This is a genomic window from Soonwooa sp. T0.1_25, assembly GCF_057652215.1.
This window is the reverse complement of the sequence record NZ_JBYFBZ010000017.1, coordinates 1-22869: the sequence shown is the minus strand read 5'-3', so window position 1 is coordinate 22869 and position 22869 is coordinate 1. Positions and strand designations below refer to the sequence as shown.

Genomic DNA, 22869 nt, shown 5'->3' with positions numbered 1-22869 from the left:
CTTAGACAAGAACGTAAAAGTAGAGGAAACTTCAAGACCAGAGCCGTATTGGAGCCAAAAATCAAGGATAGAGTTTCTATAGATGAGCGTCCTGAAGAGGTTTTAGGCAGAGAAATTCCAGGACATTGGGAAGGCGATTTAATCATCGGTAAAGATCACAAATCTTGTCTAGGAACCTTGGTAGAAAGAACGACACGAACGATTATACTTGTTCCCTTAAAGAATAAGTTAGCAGAAACGGTTAGAAAAGCCTTTGAGAAGGAGTTTTTAAAGCTTCCAAAGACAATGCGTAAAACGCTTACTTACGATAATGGAACAGAGATGTCAGAACATAAATTATTTACCAAGAAGACAAAGGTTCAGGTATATTTTACACATCCCTACTCTCCTTGGGAACGCCCTACCAATGAGAATTCTAATGGTTTGGTAAGAGATTATTTCCCAAAAGGCACGGACTTTAATACCATTACAAATAAGCGCATAAAAGAAGTTCAAGAGCAGCTTAATGAAAGACCACGAAAGGTTTTGGATTATCAAACCCCAAAAGATGTCTTTAATAGTCTAATTTTAAATCAATTACAATGAAAAACGCTGTTGTTGTCGATGGAAATAAAATGTGGGTAACTTTTTGCCCTCAAAAGGCTAAAAAAGTTATCCAAATTTTATTAAAATCAATCAAAAAAACAATACTTTTACAAAAACAAAAAGTTGCACTAGCAATTTGAGACCACTATATTAGTGTTATTCTTCAAAGTTATAAAAAACCGTATTCTTTAAATAAAGTTTTATAAAATCATAAATAAATTGCCATTCTCATTAAAAAAAAATTATTTTGTTAAAATTTTTACACTTAAACAATATGAAAAAAATCGCAATTTTTATTTCTTTATTAGGGAGTCTACTTATATCTGCACAAGTTACTTTTGAAAAAGCTTATTTTATATCTAAAACTGGAGAGCGTATAGAATGTCTTATTAAAGATTATGATTGGAGATCTAATCCTAATAATTTTGAGTATAAATTATCTGATACAAGTCCTGTAAAAAACATGAAAACATCAGATGTACAATTATTTGAAATTTATAATCGTGGAAAATTTATCTCCGAAAAAGTAAAAATTGACAAATCTTCTTCTGACCTAAGTAAGCTTAGTGAAAATCGAGAGCCAAATTATGTCGAAGAAGAATTATTTCTAAAAGAAATTGTTAATGGTAAAGCTGACCTTTACGAATATGTTGATGGCCCATTAGTAAGATATTTTTATAAATTAAATGAGGATAAGCCGAATCAATTGATATACAAAGCTTATGATCACGACGTCAATCAGGTTGCATACAATAAAGATTATATTATGCAATTAGAAAAAGATTTAAACTGTGATGGGTTTTCAAAAAACAGTATTGAAAGCTCTAAATATAGAAAATTTGATCTTACCAGAATTTTTACAAATTATAATAAATGTTCTGATCCGAATTTTAAACAAGAAAGCAAAGAAACTAAAAAATTTACATTTGGGTTAGCAGTAAGACCCAGACTTAATTCTCAATCTCTCTCACTTGAAAATCCTTTTGAATATACAAAATTTACATTAGGAAATAAAATGACCTTTGGTATTGGTATCGAGCTTGAGGCCGTTTTACCTTTTAATAAAGGTAAATGGGCAATAATTATGGAGCCAAACTATCAACAATATAAAGGGGAAGCAACAATATCTGTCCCTTATCAAGAAAGTAGAAGTAGATATACAAAAGCAGAGTACAAAGCTATTGAAGTACCAATCGGAATTAGACATTATATTTTTCTACATACGACTTCAAAAATCTCTGTAAATATATTGTATGGTTTTGATTTTGGAATGAACTCAAATGTTGAATATGGCAGAGATGGATATAAATACTATGATTATGAACTAAAGATGAAGTCTGGGTTTCAATTTGGTTTAGGATATAAGTATAATAATAAATATTCGGTAGAGGCAAGATATGGTTCAAAAAAAATTCAAGAACCTACACAAAATTGGACTGGAAAATATGATAATTTTTCTTTAATTTTAGGTTACAATATCTTTTAAATAAAAAATAGCACTAAATTGGTAGTGCTTTTTTTTTATAATATTATGAAATCAATTAATCATTTACTAGTAGCATTTTCGCTATTTATTTTATTCTCTTGTCGGGGAGATGGCTATAGTTGCTTTACTCCTCCAGGAGAAATAGTATTAAAATTAGTAGGTTCAAAAGGTATTAATCTTATTGAGTCGAAAGAGATTTCTGTCGCAGATCTAAAAATAAGTTCTCAAAAACCAAATAATAATAAAGAGGCCAAAATAGTAGAGATTCCCAATTATCTTGTTGCAGTCAGTGGCGTTGGGTGGTATAACGGTTCTGAAAAATTTGATATTTCATCACCTATAAAGAATTTTACAATAAAAATTATTTCTAAAGAATTAACAGGTAAATGTGGTGGTTATAATATACAAAAAGTAGAGTTTGAAGGTGTCGAAACTTCGCAGACTCAGCATATATATAATGTTATCTTAAAACAGTAAAAAATACGATGCGGATTACATTATTATTTTTTTGTTATGTAAATATTCTATCCTATGCACAGAAAATAGATTATAAATTTGATAAAGAAGTTATATATTCTATGGAAATCAATGGTAGCAAAAAGGATATTTCAATATTTATAAATTCAGAAAATGATTCTTATTACTTAAAGACTTATAAATCCAACAATACAGTAAGTGCAAAAATTTTCGATTTCAAAAATGGCAGCTATCATATTTTTGATCTTATAAATGATCAAAGTAAAGCACCTAATTTTTACAATTTCAAATTTGCAAGTACTTCAAGAGTATATTTACCAACAAAAAAAATAAATTTTAAAATTCAACAAAAAGAAAATTTCCACGATTTGACAATTTATACAAATAAAAAAATGCATAAAGTAGATCGTGAAATTGAATTCACTACAATAAACTCTGATAAAAGTTTGTTTTTCGCTTTTAAGTTTATTGCACTTCATCCGTTTGAAACCAAAGAAAATTTAAACATACCTGGACGTTTTTTGGTAGATTCAGCTACTATCAAGACCAAAGGAAATACTTGCAAATACCAATTAAAAAACATTAATAATATTGATTTAGTTTTAAAAACTGAATAATTTCATACAATAACAATATCAAGTTGACTTATCTAATTAATTCATTGACTAAATATCACTAATCTTAGCGCAAATACGTATTTGGCATTATAAAAATTTTGAATATTTTAGCAAACACAACTTAGACAACCTTGAAAAAAAATTATATGAAAAGCATAAAGATTGAGATAAAGTGGGCAGTACTTTTTAGTATAATGAGCTTAGCTTGGATGTTTCTAGAAAAAATTACAGGTCTACATGATAAATATATTGATTATCAAATGTATTTAACCAATCTTTTTGCGATTCCTGCGACAATAATGCTTTATTTAGCGCTCCGTGACAAAAAAAGAAATTACTATAATGGGCAAATGGATTTTAAGCAAGGCGTTACTTCGGGTATCGTTTTGTCATTATTTATAGCTTTTTTAACGCCATTTGTACAATGGGTAGTGTCATTCGTTATTACCCCAAATTTCTTCAATAACGCAATTAATCGCTCTATTCAACTAGGTTATTATGGAACTTTTGATGAAGCAAAAGCTCAATTTAATTTTGCTAATTATGTGCGACAAGGGACTTTTGGGGCATTAGCTTTAGGAGTAATTACATCCGCTATTTTGATGGTATTTTTACAAACCAAACCCAAGAAAAACAAACAATCCGAAACCAGTTTTTAAAATCCTAAAAAGATGCTTTCTACACAAAGTCGCTTGTCTTTAATTATTGTATTTTCGATTTTGAGTATACAGTATTCCGCACAACAATTTTCGTCCATATATTCAAAAATAGATTCGGTGATGCATCAAGATTCACCAATTAAGTTTAATGGAAATATTTTAATAACAAAAGGAAAACAGAATCTTTATCAATCTAGTTTTGGCGCACAAAATTTTAACACTAAAACCGCACTTAAAAATACTGACCGTTTTGAAGTAATGTCCATTACAAAGCAGTTGACAGCCGTTATGTTGCTGAAAGCGGTTGAAGATTCGAAGCTAAATTTGGAAGATCCAATTTCTAAATATCTTCCTGACTTAAAAATGACTTGGAAAGATTCTGTAAAAGTTTATCAGTTACTGAATCACACGCATGGTATTGTAAAATTGGATCAAAAACTGGCTTATCCCGCAGGTTCAGAATTTCGATATGGAAATTTGTCATTTGCGCTTGCTGGTCAGATTTTAGAACAGATTTATAAAAAACCTTATGCAGAACAAGCTACGACGTTTTTGAAATCTCTAGGTTTTAAAAATCCAGAAATTTTTACAAATAATAGCGCTTTGTCTAGTGTTAAAGGACATTTAATCAACAACGAAAAAATTGAAGTTTTAGAGAAAAGTGGTATTCGACCAGATTTTGCTGCGGCTGATGGTTGGTTGGCGTCAACAATCGAGTTAAGTTTTTGGAATCAATCACTTTATTCTGGTAAGGTTTTGAAAAACAAAAGTTTACAAGAATTTTTAAAAGGAAAAACCTTGTCTCAACATGATGTTTTTGGAAAAGAAAAGCAGCCTTACGGTTACGGAATTCGTGTTGTAAATGAGCAAAATGTTAAATATTACGGACATACTGGTTTAGGTGATGGTTTTAGCGCACTTAATATTTATATTCCGAAATATGATTTGAGTCTTGTTATCCTCGAAAACCAAATGCCCGAAAACAGCGATAATTACTACAATATTGAGACTAAAATCAAAAATATATTAATTGATTTTTTAAGTAAAAATCCTAATCCAAAGTTTTAAAAATCTGTTTTTACGGTTAACCGTATTTTTGAAAGGCTTAACAAAACTATCTTTGGAAAAGTAAGTTTGAAGCTTACCTACCGAACTAAATATTGTATTGTTAAAGGCTTTTGCTGTTGTGGCGAACGCCTTTTTTTATTAAAAAAAACTGCTTCGGTTTTGCAAAGCAGTTTTTTGTTTTAATAAAATTAATGTGGCTGAACCTTGCTAGGATCATCATAATTCATCATCCAGTTGATATTGAATTTATCAACAAACATCCCAAAATAAGCGCCCCAAAATGTCTCCTGCAAAGGCATTGTAACTGTTCCGCCTTCTGACAGTCCATTGAATAATTTATCAGCTTCTTCACGAGAATCTGCATTAATAGCAATCGAAAAGTTGTTGCCAATCGTCAATCCTTTTCCCCAATCTGTACCAGCATCACTGCCCATTAACACAGTTTCTTTACTAATTGGAAGTGTGATGTGCATAATTTTCTCTTTGTCTTCTTCAGAGATTGGTTTGCCATCCGTTTCGGGCATGTCTCCGAATTTTCCAACGTGTGGAAAGTCACCACCGAAAACCGATTTGTAAAATTCAAAAGCCGCTTTGCAATTGCCGTCAAAAGTTAAATAAATGTTAGTTGTTGCCATTTTTTGTTTATGTTATCTTTTACCTGTGCAATTTATAGAAAACTAAAACAAATTTGATCAATATTTGGAGCTTTTAAAAGAAAAATAATACTTTAGTCAAATGAAAAAATATTTATTACTTTCACTTTTATCAATTCTAACATTTTCTTGCAATAGAGATGATAATCCTCAACAAGAGCAAGATGATTTAGTTAAAAATATTAAAATTGATTTTAATAGAACAGGATATTGGATTAACCCACAAGAAATCGATTTTACGCTACAGTACGACAGTCAAAAAAGATTAGTTAAACAAATTGGTGGTTTTCTACCTATATCTAGTAGCACAGGTTTCAATGGTGCTTTTTCAAAGGATATTTACACAAGCTTAACATACAACAGTAACAATTCAGTTCTTGTTGAAAACTTCTTATCATCGCCACAATATATTGTTCCTAAAAATACTAATATTTATACATTAAATGCTTCCAACCAAATTTTAATAAGGGAAATCCCTGACGTTAGTCAAGCATATTTAAACAAAAAATTGACTTATGCATACAATAATAATCTTTTAACGGAAATAACAACTACTTTTCCAAATATGCCTTATAACCCACAAGATCCTAATGATTATAAGGCAGGTTATGTTGAAAAATTTTTCTACGATAACAATACTAATCTTGTTAAAACAGAATTTTATCTACAAATTAATGGCGAAAATAAAAATGAAAGAATAGTTCGAACTTTTGAGAATTATGATACTTCCAAAAATCCAACCAAAAAGTTATATTTATTAGGAGATTATTTTTATCGAAGTCTTTCAAAAAATAATTTTAGAAAATATACAGAAACTCATTATAATATTAATAATGAAATTACAAATGCTGTTGAGAAATCTTGGAGTTTTAAATATGATGTAAACGGAAATATTATTGTTAATTAAACTTATGTTGTTCGTTCGTATTTTTCAGAAATATAATTAATGCTTTCTTGCATCAATATTTTTAAAGCATCAATATTAATATCAAAAAGTTTTTTGACATAGATACAAGCCTTCCCCATTTTGAATTTTCCTAAATCTTTCAAAAGATAATCATGCTCTTCTAAACCTGTGAAAACGTATAAAGAAAACTCCGTCTTCCGTGGTGCAAATCCTAAAATCGGCGCATCGTCTTCATGTCCCGATTTGTATTTATAATGGTAACATACAAAACCTACAATGTTGGGACGTTTAATTTTAAGGATAACATCTTGTCCGTTTTTCAATTGTGCTTTATTAACTTGCGCGATTGATGCTGCGGCAATCGGCATTGTATTGATGTAATTAAAATACTCATCAACAAAGATGTCTAAAGACTTTTCCAAAATCATCTTGACATCCATATCGACAACTTCTACCCGATCTTGTAATTTTTGAAGTTCAAGAATAAAATCCTTAGGCAACAGATCATCACGATTACTAAAAGATTGTCCCAATTTAACAAAACTCGGTCCCAACTCTTCCAAAGCTAAACGAAGTCTTTCGTAACCAGCTTTATTCTTCTCAGAATCTGAATCTGAACCATTTGAGATTCGACTCAACATATCCTGAAGTCCATATTTGCTACTAACTTGAAGAAGTTTTGCCGAACGTTTTATTTTTTTTTTATTGCTTGTCAAACATAACATTTATTCCAGTTTTCTTGGACGCAAAAATTGTTCCTTGCTTGTTTTAAAACAAAAAAGCAACCTGCCAAATGACAAGTTGCTTTATATTTTTTTGAATTTATACTTTATTAAAAACGAACTGGCTCGCCAACATTAAGTTTGTTATTTTTCGCCAAAACACCACACATGTGGAACAACATTCTTGCGCCAACATTTCCGTCCCATTCGTCAGTTTCACTTGGAGCAACTTCTACAAGGTCGATTCCGATAATATTTTTGTCAGATTCTGCCAAACGACTTAGCGCATAAACAGCTTGTTCGTACGACAAACCTCCCGGAACTGGCGTTCCTGTATTCGGGCAATACCACTGATAAAGCGCATCGATATCAAAACTTACAGCAACATTATTGGGCAACAAACCGATGATTTCGTCCACTTGTTGTTTCCATGTTTTACCTTCAAACTGTGCTTTTTTAAGATCTGTATCTGTAAAAACTTTCACTTTATCCGTAGACTTTATCACGCCAACTTCTTCCTCGCTAAAATCACGGATACCAACTTGCACCAACTTAGTAACTTGCGGAAGCTGGATTGTGTTATACATAATAGACGCGTGAGAATAAGTAAAGCCTTCGTAGGCAATTCTCAAATCCATGTGTGCATCAAAATGCAAAATGCCAAAATTGTCGTATTGAGACGCCAAAGCTTGATAATATCCAAAAGGCGTTGAATGATCACCACCTAACAAAATTACTTTTTTCCCTTTCGAATGCCAATCCAAAACGCGTTCTTTCAATTCTGCATTCAACTTAGTGGAAGCTTCATTTATCGTTTTTAAACTTTGACTTAAGGCTTCATTTTCAGCGATAATTTCTCCATTTTCTAAAGCTTCAATAATTGGTTGCGCCAATGCTTTATGCTCATCACTTGTCGATTTCCAATGTTCGGCTCCCACATCAAAATAAATACCTTGCTTCCACAATTCTGGAAATTCTTGATGCAGCAAATCCACCTGGAAAGAAGCGTCCAAAATAGCATCTGGACCTTCTGAAGCGCCAGCTCCATAACTTACAGTAACTTCCCAAGGCACCGCTACAACTACAATTTCTGACTCTTCCGCCGTAAAAGGTAACCCGAAAATTGTCCCATCAGCTAAACCTGGTTGCGATGGATCGAAATTATTTATTTTATCTTGTTTTGTTGACATTTTTAGTTGTTTTGATTTTTGGTGCAAAGATAATTTTTCTTTTTTAAAAGATCGACTGCAAGCCATTTTCCACAAGTTAATTTATCTTAAAGTTTATCGTAGTTTTTTTGCTTTAAACTAAATTTGTTTTCATTAAATGAATTAATACAGAAATATGAAAAATTTTGTTTTAAATAATGGATTAGAGATTCCAGAAATTGGATTCGGAACATGGCAAATTCCTGATGGAGAAAATGTTAAAAATGCTGTAGGCTTTGCTTTAGAAAATGGTTATACACATATCGACACAGCAAAAATCTATGAAAACGAAAAAGGCGTTGGTGATGCGATCAAAGAAAGTCAATTGGACAGAAAAGATATTTTCTTGACAACTAAAGTGTGGAATACAAGTCGAGGTTATCAATCGACTTTGGATGCTTTCGAGAAGTCGTTGGAGCATTTACAAACCGATTATGTTGATTTATATTTAATCCATTGGCCTGCAAATGCTAAACAGTTTGATAATTGGAAAGAGCTGAACTCTGAAACTTGGCGCGCGATGGAAGATCTTTATAACCAAGGCAAAATAAAAGCAATTGGTGTTTGCAATTTCCTTGTTCACCATCTCGAAAGCTTAGCAGAAACTGCAAAAATACCGCCGATGGTTAACCAAATCGAATATCATCCAGGTTATCTACAAAATGATGTTGTAGACTATTGCAAAAAGAATAATATTTTGGTAGAAGCTTGGAGCCCAATTGGTTCTGGAAGAATTCTTGACAACGAATTATTAAAAAATATTGCTGCTAAGTATAATGTTTCTGTTGCGCAACTTTGTATTAAATTTTGTCTTCAAAACGGGATTTTACCACTTCCAAAATCTGTGACGCCGAAAAACATCGTTGCCAATATTGATGTAAATACTTTTACGATCGATAATGATGATATGCAAACGATTAGAACTATGGAAGAAGCAGGATTTTCGGGGCTTAATCCAGATTTTGTTGATTTTTAAATTAAGTTTTTTCTCGATAATAAATTCTAAATCCTCTATTAAAAATGGAGGATTTTTGATTTACTATTAAATGCTTTTAATTAAATTTTGAAGAATATCTTTGGTGCTTTTTTCACTGAAATGACCAATCGATTGACCTGTCCAAATATTCGAAAAATTAATATTAGATTGCGATTTAGCAACTTTTCGTACGTTTGCTGTTAACTTATTTTGATCCGGATACGGAAGCACGTATTCTGAGTTTTCAAAAGCATCCGTAAAAGTGTTTTGTAATCCTTGGGCGTAGCGGCCAGAAAAGCTTTTAATCAACATAATATCATGTTCGGAAGCTGATTTTAGTCTTTGTTTTTCAGCCGAATTTAATTGACTTTCTTCGGTACAAAGCAATATCGAGCCAATCTGAAAAGCTTGTGCGCCTAAAGTTTTAGCAGCTAAAATAGTTTGCGAACTACAAAGTCCACCAGCATAGATAATTGGTTTTTTCACGTTTTCAAAAACATTATTTAATAAAGACAAACCGCCAATTTTTGGAATATTATCGTCAACAAAACTTCCGCGATGACCGCCCGCTTCAAGTTTGCAATTTTTCGTTTAAACTATTTATTTTTCATTTTAAAATTTCAGTCTAAAAAAAAAAATAAGTTGAAAGTTGAATCTTAAATTTTTAACTTTACAACTATCCTAATGTTAGCGGATTATTGCTATTGTTTATACTTTTTGACATTTGTCAAAGGAAGGAGGTTTTAATTGTCTCAAATTTGTACCACAAACAAGCAACATACAAAAATGAAAAACAGAAATAAGAAATGGGCGGGGATTCTGCTTTTGCTACCATCGCTTATTTTTTCGCAAGCTTCTGCGCCAACATTGCAAGAGCTTATCAACAGCGCACTTCGTAATGATGCGACGCTTAACGAACAAGTTCTGCAAAACAAAATCACACATCTCGACGACGAAAAACTGAAAGACATTTTTCTACCGAAAGTCGAAATTTCGGGGAAAGGAGGTTATATGTACACAACTGCTCAGTTTTCTACGCCAGAAGTCAATGTGCCAGCAATTCCGAATATTTTTCCAGGATTGACTGTTCCCGAACGCAGTAATAATCTTAATATTTCAGGGATTTCTGCAATGGCGAAAGCCGAAGCTTCGGTGTTGCTTTATTCTGGTGGAAAAGTAAAATATCTGAAAGAAGCCAATCGCGAAAAAAATCTATCAGAACAAATTTTGATGGAGAAAAGCAAAGACGACGTTGTATCGATGATTTCGCAAGCTTATGATCAATTTGCACTTTTGGAAGAATCTCGAAAAGTTCTTGACGAGAGTAAAAAACGATTGGACATCAACCGAAAAACTGCTGATAAAGCGCTTGGTTATGGACTTATTACACCTTATGATCATAAAAAAATTGAATTAGCACAAGCGACTTTAGATTCAAAAATTGTTGAATATGAAGGTAAAAAGCAACTTTTGATAACACAACTCGAAGTTTTAACAGGCATCGAGCGCGAAAGAATTGCGGAGATTAAACCTAATCTTAAACCAATTTCGTACGCTGTTGCTGACAAAAACATCGACCAACGTGCAGAAGTTCAGGCTTTAGATCATGGGATTAAAGCTACAGAATTCAAGATTGAAGCTGAGAAAAAATGGTGGGTTCCGAAGGTGCAAGCGCAGACATCACTCTCCTACTTTGGACTTTACAACAATCATATTTCGACTTCCAAAGATTTAATTCAAGGTTTAAATACCAAACTTAACATCAACCCATCTAATTTAAATATTTTACCAATTTTTCAAGCTGGTGTTGGTTTCAAATGGGATGTTTTTGATGGTAACGAAGGTAAAGTTGCAGTCGAAAGTGCCAAAATAAATAAAGAAATTTTAGAGAATAAAAAACGTGATGCACAAAAGAAATTAAAGTTAAATTTAGCAAACAATCAAACCAATTACGACATTGCCGATGCACAGATTAATCTGAAAGCCAAAGCAAAAAGTATTGCGACTATTGCTTTGCAAAATGTAGAGAAAGAATTCCGTTATGGGACTAAAAAATCATCAGACCTTATCGATGCCGAAAACGATTTGCAAACTGCAGAACTCGAATACCAGACCGCCATCTACAACCAAAGACGTAGCGCTATCGAACTGATGAAAGCGACACAAAATCTTGACATCAACCAACTTTAAACATCACAAAACAATGAATAATCTATCAAAAATATTAGGTCTAGCGACAATTTTAACTTTAACAGCTTGTAACGACACCAAAGTCCAAAAAGGTTTTGAAGGAAAAACTAAAAAAGACGTCATTTCTTTTTCACCAAAAGTAACCGGCAGGATTTTAGAAATCTATGTCGAAGAAGGACAAACTGTAAAAGCAGGCGATACGTTAGCAAAACTCGATGTACCCGAAGTTTCCGCAAAAATAGCACAAGCAAAAGGAGCAACAGCGGCGGCACAAGCGCAGGCTCAAATGGCTAAAAACGGTGCAACTGCCGATCAATTACGACAATTAAAAGCCAAACAAAAAGGTCTTAGAGAGCAATATGATTTTGCTAATAAATCTTATAATCGTGCAAGAAACATGTTCCGTGATAGTCTCATGTCACCGCAAAGTTATGACGAAGTTTTTGCAAAATATCAAGGTGCGAAAGCGCAGCTAGACGCCGTTAATGCAGAGTTACACGACGTAGAACTTGGAACGCGTTACGAAAAAATAAATATGGCAGAAGGCCAAGCTAGCCAAGCGATGGGCGCATTGCAAGAAGCTAATGTTGCCTACTCTGAACGTTATGTTATCGCGACCAACGACATGGAAATCGAGACCATTGCTTTACACAAAGGCGAATTGGCGACTGCGGGTTATGCGTTGTTCAATGGTTATGTGCCGAATACAACTTACTTCAGATTTACAGTTCCCGAAAGTTTGATTTCTAAATATCAGAAAGGTCAAGCTGTACAAATGAAAACCACTTATGGCGATAAAGAATTTACTGGAAAAATTGTTAGCATCAAACAGTTGACAAAATATGCTGATATTACAACGGCTTTCCCAGATTATAATCCCGAAGATGCCGTGTACGAAGTGAAAGTTATCCCAAATGACAACACCGTTACTAAAGGATTATTGGTGAACTCTAGTGTTGTTTTACAATAAAAACAAGGCGATGAAACAAACATTATTTTTAATAAAGAGAGAATTCAAACTCTTTCTATCGAATAGTACATTACGATCTGTTTTCTTCTTGGCACCTCTGGTTTATGCTTTATTAATGGGCTTTACCTACCAACAAGGAAAAGTAACCGACATCCCAGTCATTGTAGTTAATCAGGACAAAACGCCTTTGTCACAGCAGGTTGTTGATATGCTTGACGATAACTCTTCTATCAAAGTTCTCAATTATCTTGAGCAACCTTTGGATTTAAAAGATGAAGTTATTAAAAAAGATGCGGCGGCTGTGGTCATTATTTCTGAACGTTTTGAAGCCATGATGTTGCAAAAAAAGTATCCAGAAATCAATGTTTTTGTAAATACTTCTAATGTCTTAACCGCCAATTTTGCAAGTAAAGCGATACAGGTTACCTTAGGAAGTTTTTCGGCTGGCGCTGAGATGAAAGCTCTGCAAAAGAAAGGTCTTTCTGCCACAGAAGCGAGTTCGCAATACGAGCCTTTCAAAGCCAATTACATCACGCTTTTTAATACGACGAGTAATTATTTAATTTTCATGTGGCCCGCTTTAATGGCAGTTGTTTTACAACAAGTTATTTTGTTGGCGATGGCGGTAACTTTTTCAGAAGAGTTTAAAAGAGAAAGTTTTAAAAGAGATTTTGCAGGTAAAGAAAAATATGCAGCCTTAATAATGGCGATTAAATGTCTTCCGATTTGGGTATTTTCAATATTTAATATTTTGATGTTTTATGCATTAAGTATTTACTTCAAAGTGCCTGCACCAGACAATGTGATGAACTTTTTGTGGGTGACAAGTCTCTTTGTTTTAGCGTCAACCAATTTGGGTGTATTGTTCAGTATTATTCTTCCTGATGCGTTAAAAGCAACACAAATTTTGATGGTTATTGCATCACCAGCATTCATCATCAGTGGTTTTACATGGCCGACTTATGCAATGCCAACTGCAATACGTGCATTAACAGACATTATTCCGTTGACACCATATCTAGAAGCGTTGAAGATTATGGTAATACAACATGGTTCGGATTATTTGACGGACAAATATTTTTGGCATCTGTTTACGCTAGCAGCCGTTTATTTTGTATTAGGCTGGCTCGCATTAAAAATTAAATTAAAATTCATTTTTAAACAAAATCAACCTAAAGTGGTTATTGAAGAGAAATAGATTAACTGTCTAGGCAGTTTTTCATTTTTGTGTTTGTTAATAAGGCTTTTCCGTTAGTTCGGGAAGGCCTTGTTTATTTTTTGAATCATTAAAAAAGTGTATTTTTAAAACCGATTTCAATTGACTAAACAACAAATTCTCCATTTTTTAAAACTAAACGCCATGATATTCCAAAAAATAATATCTCAGTTTTTCCCTAACGATACCGAAATTCAGGATTTCATCATAGATAACATTAGAAGTTTAAAAGTAAAAAAAGGCGATATTATTAGCCGAAATGGAAGTTACAATCGTAATATTTATTTTGTTGAAAATGGTTTATTACGTGCTTTTTATTTAGAAAACGGAAAAGATATTACCACTAATTTTTATCCCGAAGGAAAGCTTGTTGCCAACATCGACACGCTTTTCCAAGAGCAGCCAACACGTTTCAATATTGAGGCTTTAGAAAATTCGAGTATTGTGTATTGCGATTACGAAAAGCTCGAAATGTTATGTAAAGAGTCTTTGTCTGCGGCTAATTTTAGTCGTTATATTCTAGGCAATCTCATGGTGCAAATGTCCAACAGAATGACTTCTTTGCAATATATGACAGCGAAAGAAAAATATGAAGATCTGATGCAAGACCACAAAGATATTATTCTTCGCGCGCCGCTTGGGACCATCGCAACTTACCTTGGCATCTCGCCAGAAACTTTGAGCAGAATCCGAAGTAGTATTTAGAATTTAAATGCGGAATTTATTTTGTATCAGTATTATTAAATGGTATCTCTCCTACTTGAAAACTCCCTTCAATAACCGTTTTCCAATATTTAAAATTCCTTTAAGAGATTCGTAATCAATTTTGTCAGCATCGTCTGTTGGTGCATGACAATCGGGATGGCCGTTCGTATAAAAAAACAAAACTGGAATGTCTTTTTCGTAAAACGATGTTTGATCCGAACCGCCACGACCTTCGTAATTGGTGTAAAATTTCACAAAATTATCACGATTAATTCCATTAAAAATAGCTTCAAAAGCTGGCGACGTTCCATAATCGATAATTGAAACACCCGTTTCTTTATTCAATCGTCCAATCATGTCCATATTAAGCATCCAAAGCACTTTTGACAGATTATAAGTTGGATTTTTAACAAAATATCGAGAACCTACCAAACCTAATTCTTCTGCTCCAAAAGCAATGAACAAAAAATTAACAGATTCCGTTATTTTATTTTGGGAATATACGCGCGCCAACTCTAGCAAACCAGCAACACCAGAAGCATTATCGTCGGCACCGTTGTGAATAATTCCATAACTATTTTTCGCTAAAGAGCTACCTTGTTTTCCTTCGCCAATGTGGTCCTAATGCGCGCCGATAACAATGGTTTTTGCAGAATTATTATTAAGAAAAACGATAACATTTCGGGCTTTACGAATACTGTCAGGAACTTTTACTTTTTTAATTTTAGCATCAAAATCTTGGAAATAACCGTCCGTTCCCAAAGCTTGAAGATTATATTTTTTAAATTGTTTTTGAATATATTTAGCCGCTTTTTCATTTTCTTTACTTCCCGTTTTACGACCTTTCATCTTGTGCGAAGCTAGGAAATATACATGTTTTTTAAGATTTTTTGTTTCGATTTCTGGCGCGAAAATATTTAGACTTAATCCGAAAAATACAATTGTAAAAAATAATCTCATCTATGAATTTGATTTAAAAAGAAACATAGAAATAATAATATTCTGAAGCCCAGAAAATAACATTACTTAATTTTATAAAACCTATAATAAAATATCTTTATATCGAATATTTCAATAGTAAATTAATCCTTTATGTGTTATAAGCTTAATAAAAATAAAATTAAGGCACGATTTATGCAAGTCAATTAATATATTAATCCTTTAAAATTTTTATTATGAGAAGTATATTATGGACCGTTGCGGTAATTTGTATTATTGTTTGGTTACTAGGGATGATAGGAGTTGTTCCAGGTTTAAGTACAGGCTATCTTGTACATATTCTGTTAGTTATCGCAGTTATTGTTGTTCTTTTCAACATCATATCTGGTAGGAAACCTTTGGATTAAAAAATAGAATTAGGTTTCAAAATAAAACATTTAAAAATTAAAGACTGTCTTATCTTGGGCAGTCTTTTTTATGCTTTGAAATTTTAAAACTTACCGCAATCGAATATATAATAAAAAGGCTGATCATGATTAAAAAGAAGTTGACAAACGTCAGTTCTGACGGAAATTTATCATAACGAGAATAAGATTGAAAAATTTCAACGGAGGAAAAAACGATAGATAAAAATAAACCTGCACAAATAAAAAGTCCAACAATGTAATACATTACTCCCATCCTTTCAACAATACTGTAATGGATTTTTTCACTTTTAAGGTTGTAAACACCCATATTTTTAAAACTGAATTGATTTGGTTTTACGAAAGCTTCTTTTTTATTAAAATTCTTATTGATTTACGGTAAAAGTTCTTCAAAAAACTGGTAAAGTTCACTAACATCTTCCTCTTTCGAAAAAGGCGTAAATCCGCCACTCCCTACTCTAATTTTCACCACAGAATTTTTCGTATAAAAACTTATATATCGAAAGACACTAGAATTACCAACATTCTTGATTTTTAATATATCTGACAATTTAATAATCGTTTCCTTTTCTCCATATTTAAAACAAAGTTGATCATCAATTAGCTTGATAGTCCACACTTTATTTTTAACAAAATTCATTATAAATTTTAAATACAAAAAACTCCCTGCCGCAATAATTCCGGCAAGTCCGACAAGAGAAAACCTCGAAATATTGCTCAGCAAAAACGGTGTGACTGCAATAGCAATAAAAACACAAATAATGATGACACCTAATCCAATGCCCAGATGCAATTCGGTTTTATAATCAATTCCATTAATCGTTAAATCGGCGGTGATGTTCTCGTTTTCTTCTTTCTTTTTTAGCATTTGTAAAATTGAAATTCCATATTTATTGCAATCTATTGATTTTTTAGAAAATATTTCAATGCGAATAAGTTTTGAGGACATAATTTTCTTTCATCAAAAGCTGAGTCTGAAACTCAGATTTCACCATATGCATAATGACAAAAGTTTTAAAATATCAGTGATTCTTTTTTATATTTAATTAATTACAATCATATTACAAAATATAGTACTTGAAAGCCTCTCTCTGTGACAATTATTGCGATGATTCTTTGATCAATTGTTTTTGAGGTTAATAACCATCTCAAATATTCACATGAATTATAAGAAAATATAAACGAAAAGCTTACGAAATAGATAAAATATATTTATTTATTCTTCAAAGATTTTCTTTCCTAATTATGATATCAAGTTTATAATTTGTTTTCGGCGAAATCCTCCGTATTTTTGCAGCAAATATTTCACATTGCAAACCGATTTAGTCCTTATTACGCCACCTTTTACGCAACTTAACACGCCTTATCCGGGTACGGTTTATCTAAAAGGTTTCTTGAATACGCTTTCCTACAAGGTGTTTCAGGCGGATTTGGGTTTGGATGTGATTCTGAAATTATTTTCCAAAAAAGGCTTGACCGATTTATTCAATTATGTTGAATTTCAAGAGGTTGAATTAAGTGAAAACGCACAACGAATGTTGATGTTGAAAGATGATTATATTTCGAGCATTGACGCGGTAATTCGTTTTCTACAAGGGAAAAATTCCACTTTGGCGGATTCTATTGTTCAGGATGGTTATTTGCCCGAAGCGTCGCGTTTTTCGCAATTGGATGATTTGGAATGGGCTTTTGGAGCAATGTCTTTTCAGGATAAAGCCAAGCATTTAGCGACTTTGTATTTGGAAGATTTATCAGATTTAATCATTGAAGCCGTGGACGAAAATTTCGGTTTTAGTCGATACGCCGAAAGATTGGGACGTTCCGCGAATTCTTTTGATGAAATGTATGCAGAACTTCAAAAAGAACCGACGTATATTGACCAAATTACACTTTCGGAATTGGAAGGTTTAATTCAGAAAACGGATCCAAAAATGGTTGGATTTTCGGTGCCTTTTCCAGGAAATTTGTATTCTGCTTTTCGATGTGCACAATATATCAAGCAAAATTATCCGAACCTAAAAGTCAGCATGGGTGGCGGTTTCCCGAATACGGAATTACGTTCTTTGAGTGATGTTCGTGTGTTTGAATTTTTTGATTTTATCCTTTTGGACGATGGCGAAGCGCCAACCGAACAAGTTTTAAAATACCTTAATGAAGAAGTTGAAATTTCGGATTTGAAACGAACTTTTGTTCTTCAAAATAATGAAGTTGTTTATATCAACAATTTAAAAATTCGAGATTATAAATTTTCGGAAGTTGGAACGCCCGATTATTCAGATTTAAAGCTGAATCAATACATTTCTGTGATTGAAGTTGTGAATCCGATGCATCGACTTTGGAGCGACGGTCGTTGGAACAAATTGACGATGGCGCACGGTTGCTATTGGGGAAAATGTACATTTTGCGATATTTCTCTCGATTACATCAAGGTTTACGAGCCGATTGCTGCGAAACAAATCGTTGATAGAATGGAAGAATTGATTGAATCTACTCAAAATACAGGTTTTCATTTTGTTGACGAAGCAGCGCCACCAGCTTTGATGCGTGAAGTAGCTTTGGAAATTTTAAAACGTAAATTAAGTGTCACTTGGTGGACGAATATCCGTTTTGAAAAAAGTTTCACCTACGATTTATGTCGATTGCTAAAGGCTTCGGGTTGTATTGCAGTTTCAGGAGGTTTGGAAGTTGCTTCAGATAGATTGTTAAAATTAATTGATAAAGGTGTAACTGTAGATCAAGTAGCAATTGTCAACCGAAATTTTACCGAAGCTGGAATTATGATTCACGCTTATTTGATGTACGGATTTCCGACGCAAACCACGCAAGAGACGATTGATAGCTTGGAAATGGTGCGACAACTTTTTGAAATCGGAATTTTGCAATCAGGATTTTGGCATCAATTTGCAATGACCGCGCACAGTCCCGTTGGTTTGAATCCCGAAAAATATAACGTCATCAATCACAGCTTAGAAGTTGGCGCTTTCGCAAATAACGACATGATTCACGAAGAGAAATCAGGCTTGGATCATCAACAATTTTCGTATGGTTTGAAGAAATCTTTGTTCAATTATATGCACGGCGTAGGCTTTGATCTGTCACTCCAAGACTGGTTTGATTTTAAAGTGCCGAGAACCTCGGTTCCTAAATTTTACATAGAAGATGTTCTCAACAACGAAACTTTTTCTGGACATAAACCAACTCAAAAAATCGTTTGGCTTGGCGGAATTCCGAGTCTGGAAGTGACGACCAAAATTAAAAAAGGAATAATGTATGAAAACGCGATGCTTAAAATTCACACCAAAAACGATGCGGTTGCCATACGTGTGGAAAAAGAAATTGGAGAATGGTTTATTCAGTTTATCAAAGATTTAAAACAACATCCGAAAAGCATTAGCTTCCAACAAATGAAATCTGATTTCGAAGAAAAATTGCAAATGGATTTTGATGTTTTTATGTATTCAAGACCTGCGGAAAAGTTGAAAGAAGTGGCTTTGTTGGTCGTATAATTTATATGACGAAATATTTGCAAAGCGATATAATTCTGGTGAGCAGCAAAACTATAACACTTATGTTTCTTGCCATTTTAACCCTCTATTCCATGCTTATATCAAAACCCTAACTGGCCACCAAAACAAAAAAGAGCTTGCAATGGAGGTTAACAAAATTGCTGTAAGCGTCACTAAGCATTCAAACTCAATGCTGTTGGCGTTTTTGGAAACATCGTTTGCGCTTATCTTTATGGTTTGTCAGATGTTATGGCTATGATTTTTTGCTATATACAATTGCTTTTTTATTTCTGTTCCACGATCATTTTTATACTTTACGACTGGGAAATAAATTAAAACTGGGTAATAACTAGAATTTCTGAAATTTTGACGATACGATTTTTCAACCACATAATCGACAACGACGGCTTCATGTTTTTGTTCAACAACCGCACGAAAAGCTTTTTCCCAAATGACTGTATAAGAATAGGAAATTGAGAATAGGTTGAAACATCCAACAATTAAAAACGTAAAAAGAAACAAAAATCCTGATTCCCAAATTTTCCTTTTATCACTTTTTGAAGTTATTTTCTTTGTTATTCTAAATGCGAAATAAAAAGAAATGACAATAAGAAACAGCAGTATAATTGAAGTGGGATTCATTGTTTGGATATAATATTTATCAATTTAAAATAATCTATTCAACGAAATGAGCGCATCAATTTTAGTTAAAATGAGTGCGTCTTCCTTTCCCCAATTTGTTGTCTCCACATGGCGTAATACAAGCCGTTCTCGGCAAGTAAATTTTCGTGAGAACCCGTTTCAATGACTTTGCCGCGCTCCAAAACATAAATTCTATCAGCATGCATAATTGTACTCAAACGATGAGCGATAAGAACGGTAATTTGCTCTTTATTTTTAGAAATATCTTTGATGGTTGCCGTAATTTCTTCTTCCGTAAGACTGTCTAACGCAGAAGTTGCTTCATCAAAAATTAGCAAATGAGGTTTTCTTAGCAAAGCTCTAGCAATCGCGATTCTTTGTTTTTCACCGCCGCTTAGTTTCAAACCACCTTCGCCAATTACGGTTTCAATTCCTTTTTCAGCACGTTCTAAAAGCGCTGTGCAACTGGATTTTTTCAACGCCAATTGCAAATCTTCTTCGGTGGCATGAGGATTGACGAAAAGTAAATTTTCTTTGATCGTTCCAGAAAAAAGTTGTGTGTCCTGCGTTACAAAACCAATTTGGTTTCGCAACTCATCAAAATCAAAGTCTTTTCCGTTGATGTTGTTATAGAAAATATTTCCTTCCTGCGGTCTGTACAATCCAACTAGAAGTTTTACCAACGTACTTTTTCCTGAGCCACTAGGCCCAACAAAAGCAATAGTTTCTCCATTTTTAACATCGAAAGAAATCCCATTCAAGGCTTTATATTGTGCCGATTGATGTTTGAAAGAAACGTCGTCAAACGCCAATTCATCAATGCTTCCGATCTGCTTTGGATGAAGTGGTTTTTCTTCCGCAGGTTTTTTCATCAATGTATCAAAATTATTCAAAGATGCTTCCGCTTCACGATACGAAATAATGATGTTTCCTATTTCCTGCATCGGTCCGAAAATAAAGAAACCATAAAACATTAGTGACAAATATTGTCCAGGTGTAACAATATTTTTAAAGATCAAAAGCAAAAGCGTGAACGTAATTACCTGTTGAAGAAAATTAACCAAAGTCCCTTGTACAAAGCTTAAAGAACGGATGCTTTTTACTTTCTTCAGTTCTAAACCTAAAATTTTGTAGGTATTATTATTTAAACGATTAACTTCTTGATTCGTTAAACCCAAACTTTTTACGATTTCGATATTTCGGAGACTTTCGGTAGTACTTCCTGCCAGAGCTGTCGTTTCGGCAACGATATTTTTCTGGATTTTTTTAATTCTTTTACTTAATAAATTCGTTACAAATGCAATGAGGAAAATCCCAACGATATATACCGGCATTATCGACCAATGCAAGCGCAAGGCGTAAATAGAAACGAAAATAATACTTACCAAAATCCCGAAAAAGATGTTCACAAAGCTGGTGATAAATTTCACCGAATCTTCGCGAACTTTGGTCAAAATAGATAAAGTCTCGCCACTTCTTTGGTCTTCAAATTCTTGGAAAGGCAATGCCATCGAGTGTTTCAAACCATCTGTAAAAATTTTGGCACCGTATTTTTGTGTTATCACATTCACGACATAATCTTGGAATGCTTTTGCAATTCGGCTCACCATCGCGGTGCCAATCAATAAAAGCAAGAAATAAAATACACCGTGATAAATTCCGTCGCCGTATAAATATTGATTTAGATTTCTCGGAAGCGTATTTTCTTTATCGAAAAAATTGGGATGCGTTACCAAATGATCGAGGATATTTCCCGTAATCGCAGGCGAAAACAAAGAAAAAACTTGGTTGATGGTGGCTAAAAGTAAAGACAATACAATCAGCCATTTGTAAGGTTTTAAATATTTAAAAAGCGTTTTCATTTTCAAAAATAATGCTGCAAAAGTAGAGATATATTTTTAGCAAAATGCATGTAATTCTTGAAAATCGATAGAATGAAACAATCGTATTTATTTTAAAATATCAAAAAAGCATTCCAAATCTCTATAAAAAATTGGCAATATTATTAATCCTTTATATTTTGTTTAAATTTGAACAAACTAATGCGATAAGAGAATGTTAGGTGTTGTACAGCAACTTACACGAGAAATCCTTGATTGGAAAGGTGCGAAATTATGTGTTGGGAAAAACAAATGATAGGAAAAATAGCCATTATGAAAATTTGTCAGAAATAATTAATGAAGAGCTTTTTGAAAAAATAGATATTAACAGCGAAGCTTTTTTTTAGTTTGGGCAATACTATTTCTCCCATTACATTAAAGCGATTTTTTAAAAAATTAGATAAAAGAATCTGCTTATAGAGATACTCGTTTCTTGAAATCGCTTGAGAAGCTTTCAATATTTTTGGGATACAATGAGCTTAACACTTTTATCGCTCAAAAAGTATCATCGAAAGAAAATTCTGAAGTAGATGATTTAGCAGTAGCAATTTCTCTGATTGAAAAAGCCTGTGCTTCGGAATACAAGCAAATGCTGCATCTTTCCGATTTAGATTTGGAAGATTTTGATGGTGTTGTTTGTAACTCTTCTCCTTATCTCAAAAGGATTGAAATGTATTTGCAAAAACTTTCTTCGTACGGCAAATTGAAACTTCGAGAAGAGTTAAGCAATTTTGAAGTTTATAATTATCAACTTGTCTCAAAAGACGATAATACACTTATTGTTAAAACCGAAGAAACTTGGAATCTTATTTTTTCTGTTAAGGAAAGATTTCTTCCGTATCAAAAAAAAGGAGGAACAAATCTATTTTTTACGCAAAAATGAAGACAATAGTTGGCTTATTTGGGATAATTATAATCCTGATATTGACGAAATTTTAAATTCGTAACGGTAGTATCTCAATAACTGTGTAAGTTGAAAAGTTATTCTGAAAAATTTTGAGCCCTCAAAGCTCAAAAAAATTTTCGGAAACCTAACGA

23 protein-coding genes and 1 pseudogene are annotated in these 22869 nt (G+C 33.0%); 16 read left to right on the top strand and 8 right to left on the bottom strand.

Annotated features, from left to right (window positions below):
- The 7 genes from AC23MB_RS13430 to AC23MB_RS13400 all read left to right on the top strand — a co-directional run.
- The coding region (locus tag AC23MB_RS13430; RefSeq protein WP_487787537.1) for an IS30 family transposase at positions 1-585 on the top strand (585 nt) is incomplete at its 5' end.
- Positions 582-725, top strand: coding sequence for a hypothetical protein (locus tag AC23MB_RS13425; RefSeq protein WP_487787536.1), 144 nt, complete (start codon positions 582-584; stop codon positions 723-725). The genes AC23MB_RS13430 and AC23MB_RS13425, both read left to right, overlap by 4 nt.
- Before the next feature lie 134 nt (positions 726-859).
- Positions 860-2071 (top strand): outer membrane beta-barrel protein, encoded by a 1212-nt coding sequence (locus AC23MB_RS13420; RefSeq protein WP_487787535.1) that lies wholly within the window; start codon positions 860-862, stop codon positions 2069-2071.
- A gap of 45 nt (positions 2072-2116) precedes the next feature.
- Complete coding sequence (locus AC23MB_RS13415) at positions 2117-2548, top strand: hypothetical protein (protein WP_487787534.1); 432 nt, start codon at positions 2117-2119, stop codon at positions 2546-2548.
- Between the two features lie 101 nt (positions 2549-2649).
- Positions 2650-3165, top strand: coding sequence for a hypothetical protein (locus tag AC23MB_RS13410; RefSeq protein WP_487787533.1), 516 nt, complete (start codon positions 2650-2652; stop codon positions 3163-3165).
- Positions 3166-3311: 146 nt separating this feature from the next.
- A complete protein-coding gene (locus AC23MB_RS13405) occupies positions 3312-3824 on the top strand; it encodes a DUF4199 domain-containing protein (protein ID WP_312324525.1) in 513 nt (170 codons plus the stop codon).
- A gap of 12 nt (positions 3825-3836) precedes the next feature.
- Entirely contained in the window at positions 3837-4892 is a 1056-nt protein-coding gene (locus AC23MB_RS13400; protein ID WP_487787532.1) for a serine hydrolase domain-containing protein, read from the top strand.
- A 188-nt stretch (positions 4893-5080) separates the two neighbouring features.
- On the opposite strand, the gene AC23MB_RS13395 is transcribed toward AC23MB_RS13400, so the two are convergent.
- Positions 5081-5527, bottom strand: coding sequence for a VOC family protein (locus AC23MB_RS13395; protein ID WP_312324523.1), 447 nt, complete (start codon positions 5525-5527; stop codon positions 5081-5083).
- A 100-nt stretch (positions 5528-5627) separates the two neighbouring features.
- Between AC23MB_RS13395 and AC23MB_RS13390 the strand changes: the two genes are divergently transcribed.
- Positions 5628-6452 carry a hypothetical protein gene (locus tag AC23MB_RS13390; RefSeq protein ID WP_487787531.1) on the top strand — a complete coding sequence of 275 codons (825 nt, stop codon included), beginning with the start codon at positions 5628-5630 and terminating at the stop codon, positions 6450-6452.
- 2 nt (positions 6453-6454) lie between these two features.
- Here the strand turns inward: AC23MB_RS13390 and AC23MB_RS13385 are convergent, their stop codons facing one another.
- Complete coding sequence (locus tag AC23MB_RS13385; RefSeq protein ID WP_487787530.1) at positions 6455-7168, bottom strand: DUF1801 domain-containing protein; 714 nt, start codon at positions 7166-7168, stop codon at positions 6455-6457.
- 116 nt (positions 7169-7284) lie between these two features.
- Positions 7285-8364 carry an agmatinase family protein gene (locus AC23MB_RS13380; protein WP_487787529.1) on the bottom strand — a complete coding sequence of 360 codons (1080 nt, stop codon included), beginning with the start codon at positions 8362-8364 and terminating at the stop codon, positions 7285-7287.
- A gap of 154 nt (positions 8365-8518) precedes the next feature.
- On the opposite strand from AC23MB_RS13380, the gene AC23MB_RS13375 reads away from it, so the two are divergent.
- Positions 8519-9358, top strand: coding sequence for an aldo/keto reductase (locus AC23MB_RS13375; protein WP_487787528.1), 840 nt, complete (start codon positions 8519-8521; stop codon positions 9356-9358).
- A 66-nt stretch (positions 9359-9424) separates the two neighbouring features.
- On the opposite strand, the pseudogene AC23MB_RS13370 reads toward AC23MB_RS13375, so the two are convergent.
- Positions 9425-9919 (bottom strand): annotated as a pseudogene (locus tag AC23MB_RS13370) (NAD(P)H-dependent flavin oxidoreductase); the annotation flags it as partial.
- A 225-nt stretch (positions 9920-10144) separates the two neighbouring features.
- Here AC23MB_RS13370 and AC23MB_RS13365 point away from each other — a divergent pair.
- From AC23MB_RS13365 to AC23MB_RS13350, 4 genes are all read left to right on the top strand, one after another.
- Positions 10145-11548, top strand: a complete 1404-nt coding sequence (locus AC23MB_RS13365; protein WP_487787527.1) for a TolC family protein — start codon at positions 10145-10147, stop codon at positions 11546-11548.
- A 13-nt stretch (positions 11549-11561) separates the two neighbouring features.
- Complete coding sequence (locus tag AC23MB_RS13360; protein ID WP_487787526.1) at positions 11562-12518, top strand: HlyD family secretion protein; 957 nt, start codon at positions 11562-11564, stop codon at positions 12516-12518.
- Positions 12519-12528: 10 nt separating this feature from the next.
- Positions 12529-13716 (top strand): ABC transporter permease, encoded by a 1188-nt coding sequence (locus AC23MB_RS13355; protein ID WP_487787525.1) that lies wholly within the window; start codon positions 12529-12531, stop codon positions 13714-13716.
- Between the two features lie 162 nt (positions 13717-13878).
- Complete coding sequence (locus tag AC23MB_RS13350) at positions 13879-14439, top strand: Crp/Fnr family transcriptional regulator (protein WP_487787524.1); 561 nt, start codon at positions 13879-13881, stop codon at positions 14437-14439.
- A gap of 51 nt (positions 14440-14490) precedes the next feature.
- On the opposite strand, the gene AC23MB_RS13345 is transcribed toward AC23MB_RS13350, so the two are convergent.
- Positions 14491-14952: a M28 family peptidase gene (locus tag AC23MB_RS13345; RefSeq protein WP_487787523.1), complete on the bottom strand. Its 462-nt coding sequence runs from the start codon at positions 14950-14952 to the stop codon at positions 14491-14493.
- A gap of 108 nt (positions 14953-15060) precedes the next feature.
- The gene (locus tag AC23MB_RS13340; protein ID WP_312322692.1) at positions 15061-15399 is read right to left on the bottom strand and encodes a zinc-binding metallopeptidase family protein; all 339 of its coding nucleotides are present in this window, start codon (positions 15397-15399) and stop codon (positions 15061-15063) included.
- Positions 15400-15614: 215 nt separating this feature from the next.
- Here AC23MB_RS13340 and AC23MB_RS13335 point away from each other — a divergent pair, with 215 nt between their 5' ends.
- Positions 15615-15785 (top strand): lmo0937 family membrane protein, encoded by a 171-nt coding sequence (locus AC23MB_RS13335; protein WP_144038384.1) that lies wholly within the window; start codon positions 15615-15617, stop codon positions 15783-15785.
- 391 nt (positions 15786-16176) lie between these two features.
- On the opposite strand, the gene AC23MB_RS13330 is transcribed toward AC23MB_RS13335, so the two are convergent.
- The gene (locus AC23MB_RS13330; protein WP_487787522.1) at positions 16177-16752 is read right to left on the bottom strand and encodes a hypothetical protein; all 576 of its coding nucleotides are present in this window, start codon (positions 16750-16752) and stop codon (positions 16177-16179) included.
- A gap of 361 nt (positions 16753-17113) precedes the next feature.
- Between AC23MB_RS13330 and AC23MB_RS13325 the strand changes: the two genes are divergently transcribed.
- A complete protein-coding gene (locus AC23MB_RS13325) occupies positions 17114-19309 on the top strand; it encodes a B12-binding domain-containing radical SAM protein (protein WP_487787521.1) in 2196 nt (731 codons plus the stop codon).
- Between the two features lie 707 nt (positions 19310-20016).
- On the opposite strand, the gene AC23MB_RS13320 is transcribed toward AC23MB_RS13325, so the two are convergent.
- On the bottom strand, positions 20017-21813 hold the full coding sequence (locus AC23MB_RS13320; protein WP_487787520.1) for an ABC transporter ATP-binding protein: 1797 nt from the start codon (positions 21811-21813) through the stop codon (positions 20017-20019).
- Positions 21814-22294: 481 nt separating this feature from the next.
- Between AC23MB_RS13320 and AC23MB_RS13315 the strand changes: the two genes are divergently transcribed.
- Entirely contained in the window at positions 22295-22714 is a 420-nt protein-coding gene (locus AC23MB_RS13315) for a hypothetical protein (RefSeq protein WP_487787519.1), read from the top strand.
- Positions 22715-22869 lie beyond the last annotated feature (155 nt).

Coding starts and splice junctions, on each gene's coding strand:
- AC23MB_RS13390 (WP_487787531.1), top strand. CDS start 5,628: ATGAAAAAATATTTATTACTTTCACTTTTATCAATTCTAACATTTTCT.
- AC23MB_RS13425 (WP_487787536.1), top strand. CDS start 582: ATGAAAAACGCTGTTGTTGTCGATGGAAATAAAATGTGGGTAACTTTT.
- AC23MB_RS13350 (WP_487787524.1), top strand. CDS start 13,879: ATGATATTCCAAAAAATAATATCTCAGTTTTTCCCTAACGATACCGAA.
- AC23MB_RS13420 (WP_487787535.1), top strand. CDS start 860: ATGAAAAAAATCGCAATTTTTATTTCTTTATTAGGGAGTCTACTTATA.
- AC23MB_RS13400 (WP_487787532.1), top strand. CDS start 3,837: ATGCTTTCTACACAAAGTCGCTTGTCTTTAATTATTGTATTTTCGATT.
- AC23MB_RS13375 (WP_487787528.1), top strand. CDS start 8,519: ATGAAAAATTTTGTTTTAAATAATGGATTAGAGATTCCAGAAATTGGA.
- AC23MB_RS13405 (WP_312324525.1), top strand. CDS start 3,312: ATGAAAAGCATAAAGATTGAGATAAAGTGGGCAGTACTTTTTAGTATA.
- AC23MB_RS13330 (WP_487787522.1), bottom strand. CDS start 16,752: ATGTCCTCAAAACTTATTCGCATTGAAATATTTTCTAAAAAATCAATA.
- AC23MB_RS13415 (WP_487787534.1), top strand. CDS start 2,117: ATGAAATCAATTAATCATTTACTAGTAGCATTTTCGCTATTTATTTTA.
- AC23MB_RS13380 (WP_487787529.1), bottom strand. CDS start 8,364: ATGTCAACAAAACAAGATAAAATAAATAATTTCGATCCATCGCAACCA.
- AC23MB_RS13355 (WP_487787525.1), top strand. CDS start 12,529: ATGAAACAAACATTATTTTTAATAAAGAGAGAATTCAAACTCTTTCTA.
- AC23MB_RS13340 (WP_312322692.1), bottom strand. CDS start 15,399: ATGAGATTATTTTTTACAATTGTATTTTTCGGATTAAGTCTAAATATT.
- AC23MB_RS13365 (WP_487787527.1), top strand. CDS start 10,145: ATGAAAAACAGAAATAAGAAATGGGCGGGGATTCTGCTTTTGCTACCA.
- AC23MB_RS13360 (WP_487787526.1), top strand. CDS start 11,562: ATGAATAATCTATCAAAAATATTAGGTCTAGCGACAATTTTAACTTTA.
- AC23MB_RS13410 (WP_487787533.1), top strand. CDS start 2,650: ATGGAAATCAATGGTAGCAAAAAGGATATTTCAATATTTATAAATTCA.
- AC23MB_RS13395 (WP_312324523.1), bottom strand. CDS start 5,527: ATGGCAACAACTAACATTTATTTAACTTTTGACGGCAATTGCAAAGCG.
- AC23MB_RS13335 (WP_144038384.1), top strand. CDS start 15,615: ATGAGAAGTATATTATGGACCGTTGCGGTAATTTGTATTATTGTTTGG.
- AC23MB_RS13320 (WP_487787520.1), bottom strand. CDS start 21,813: ATGAAAACGCTTTTTAAATATTTAAAACCTTACAAATGGCTGATTGTA.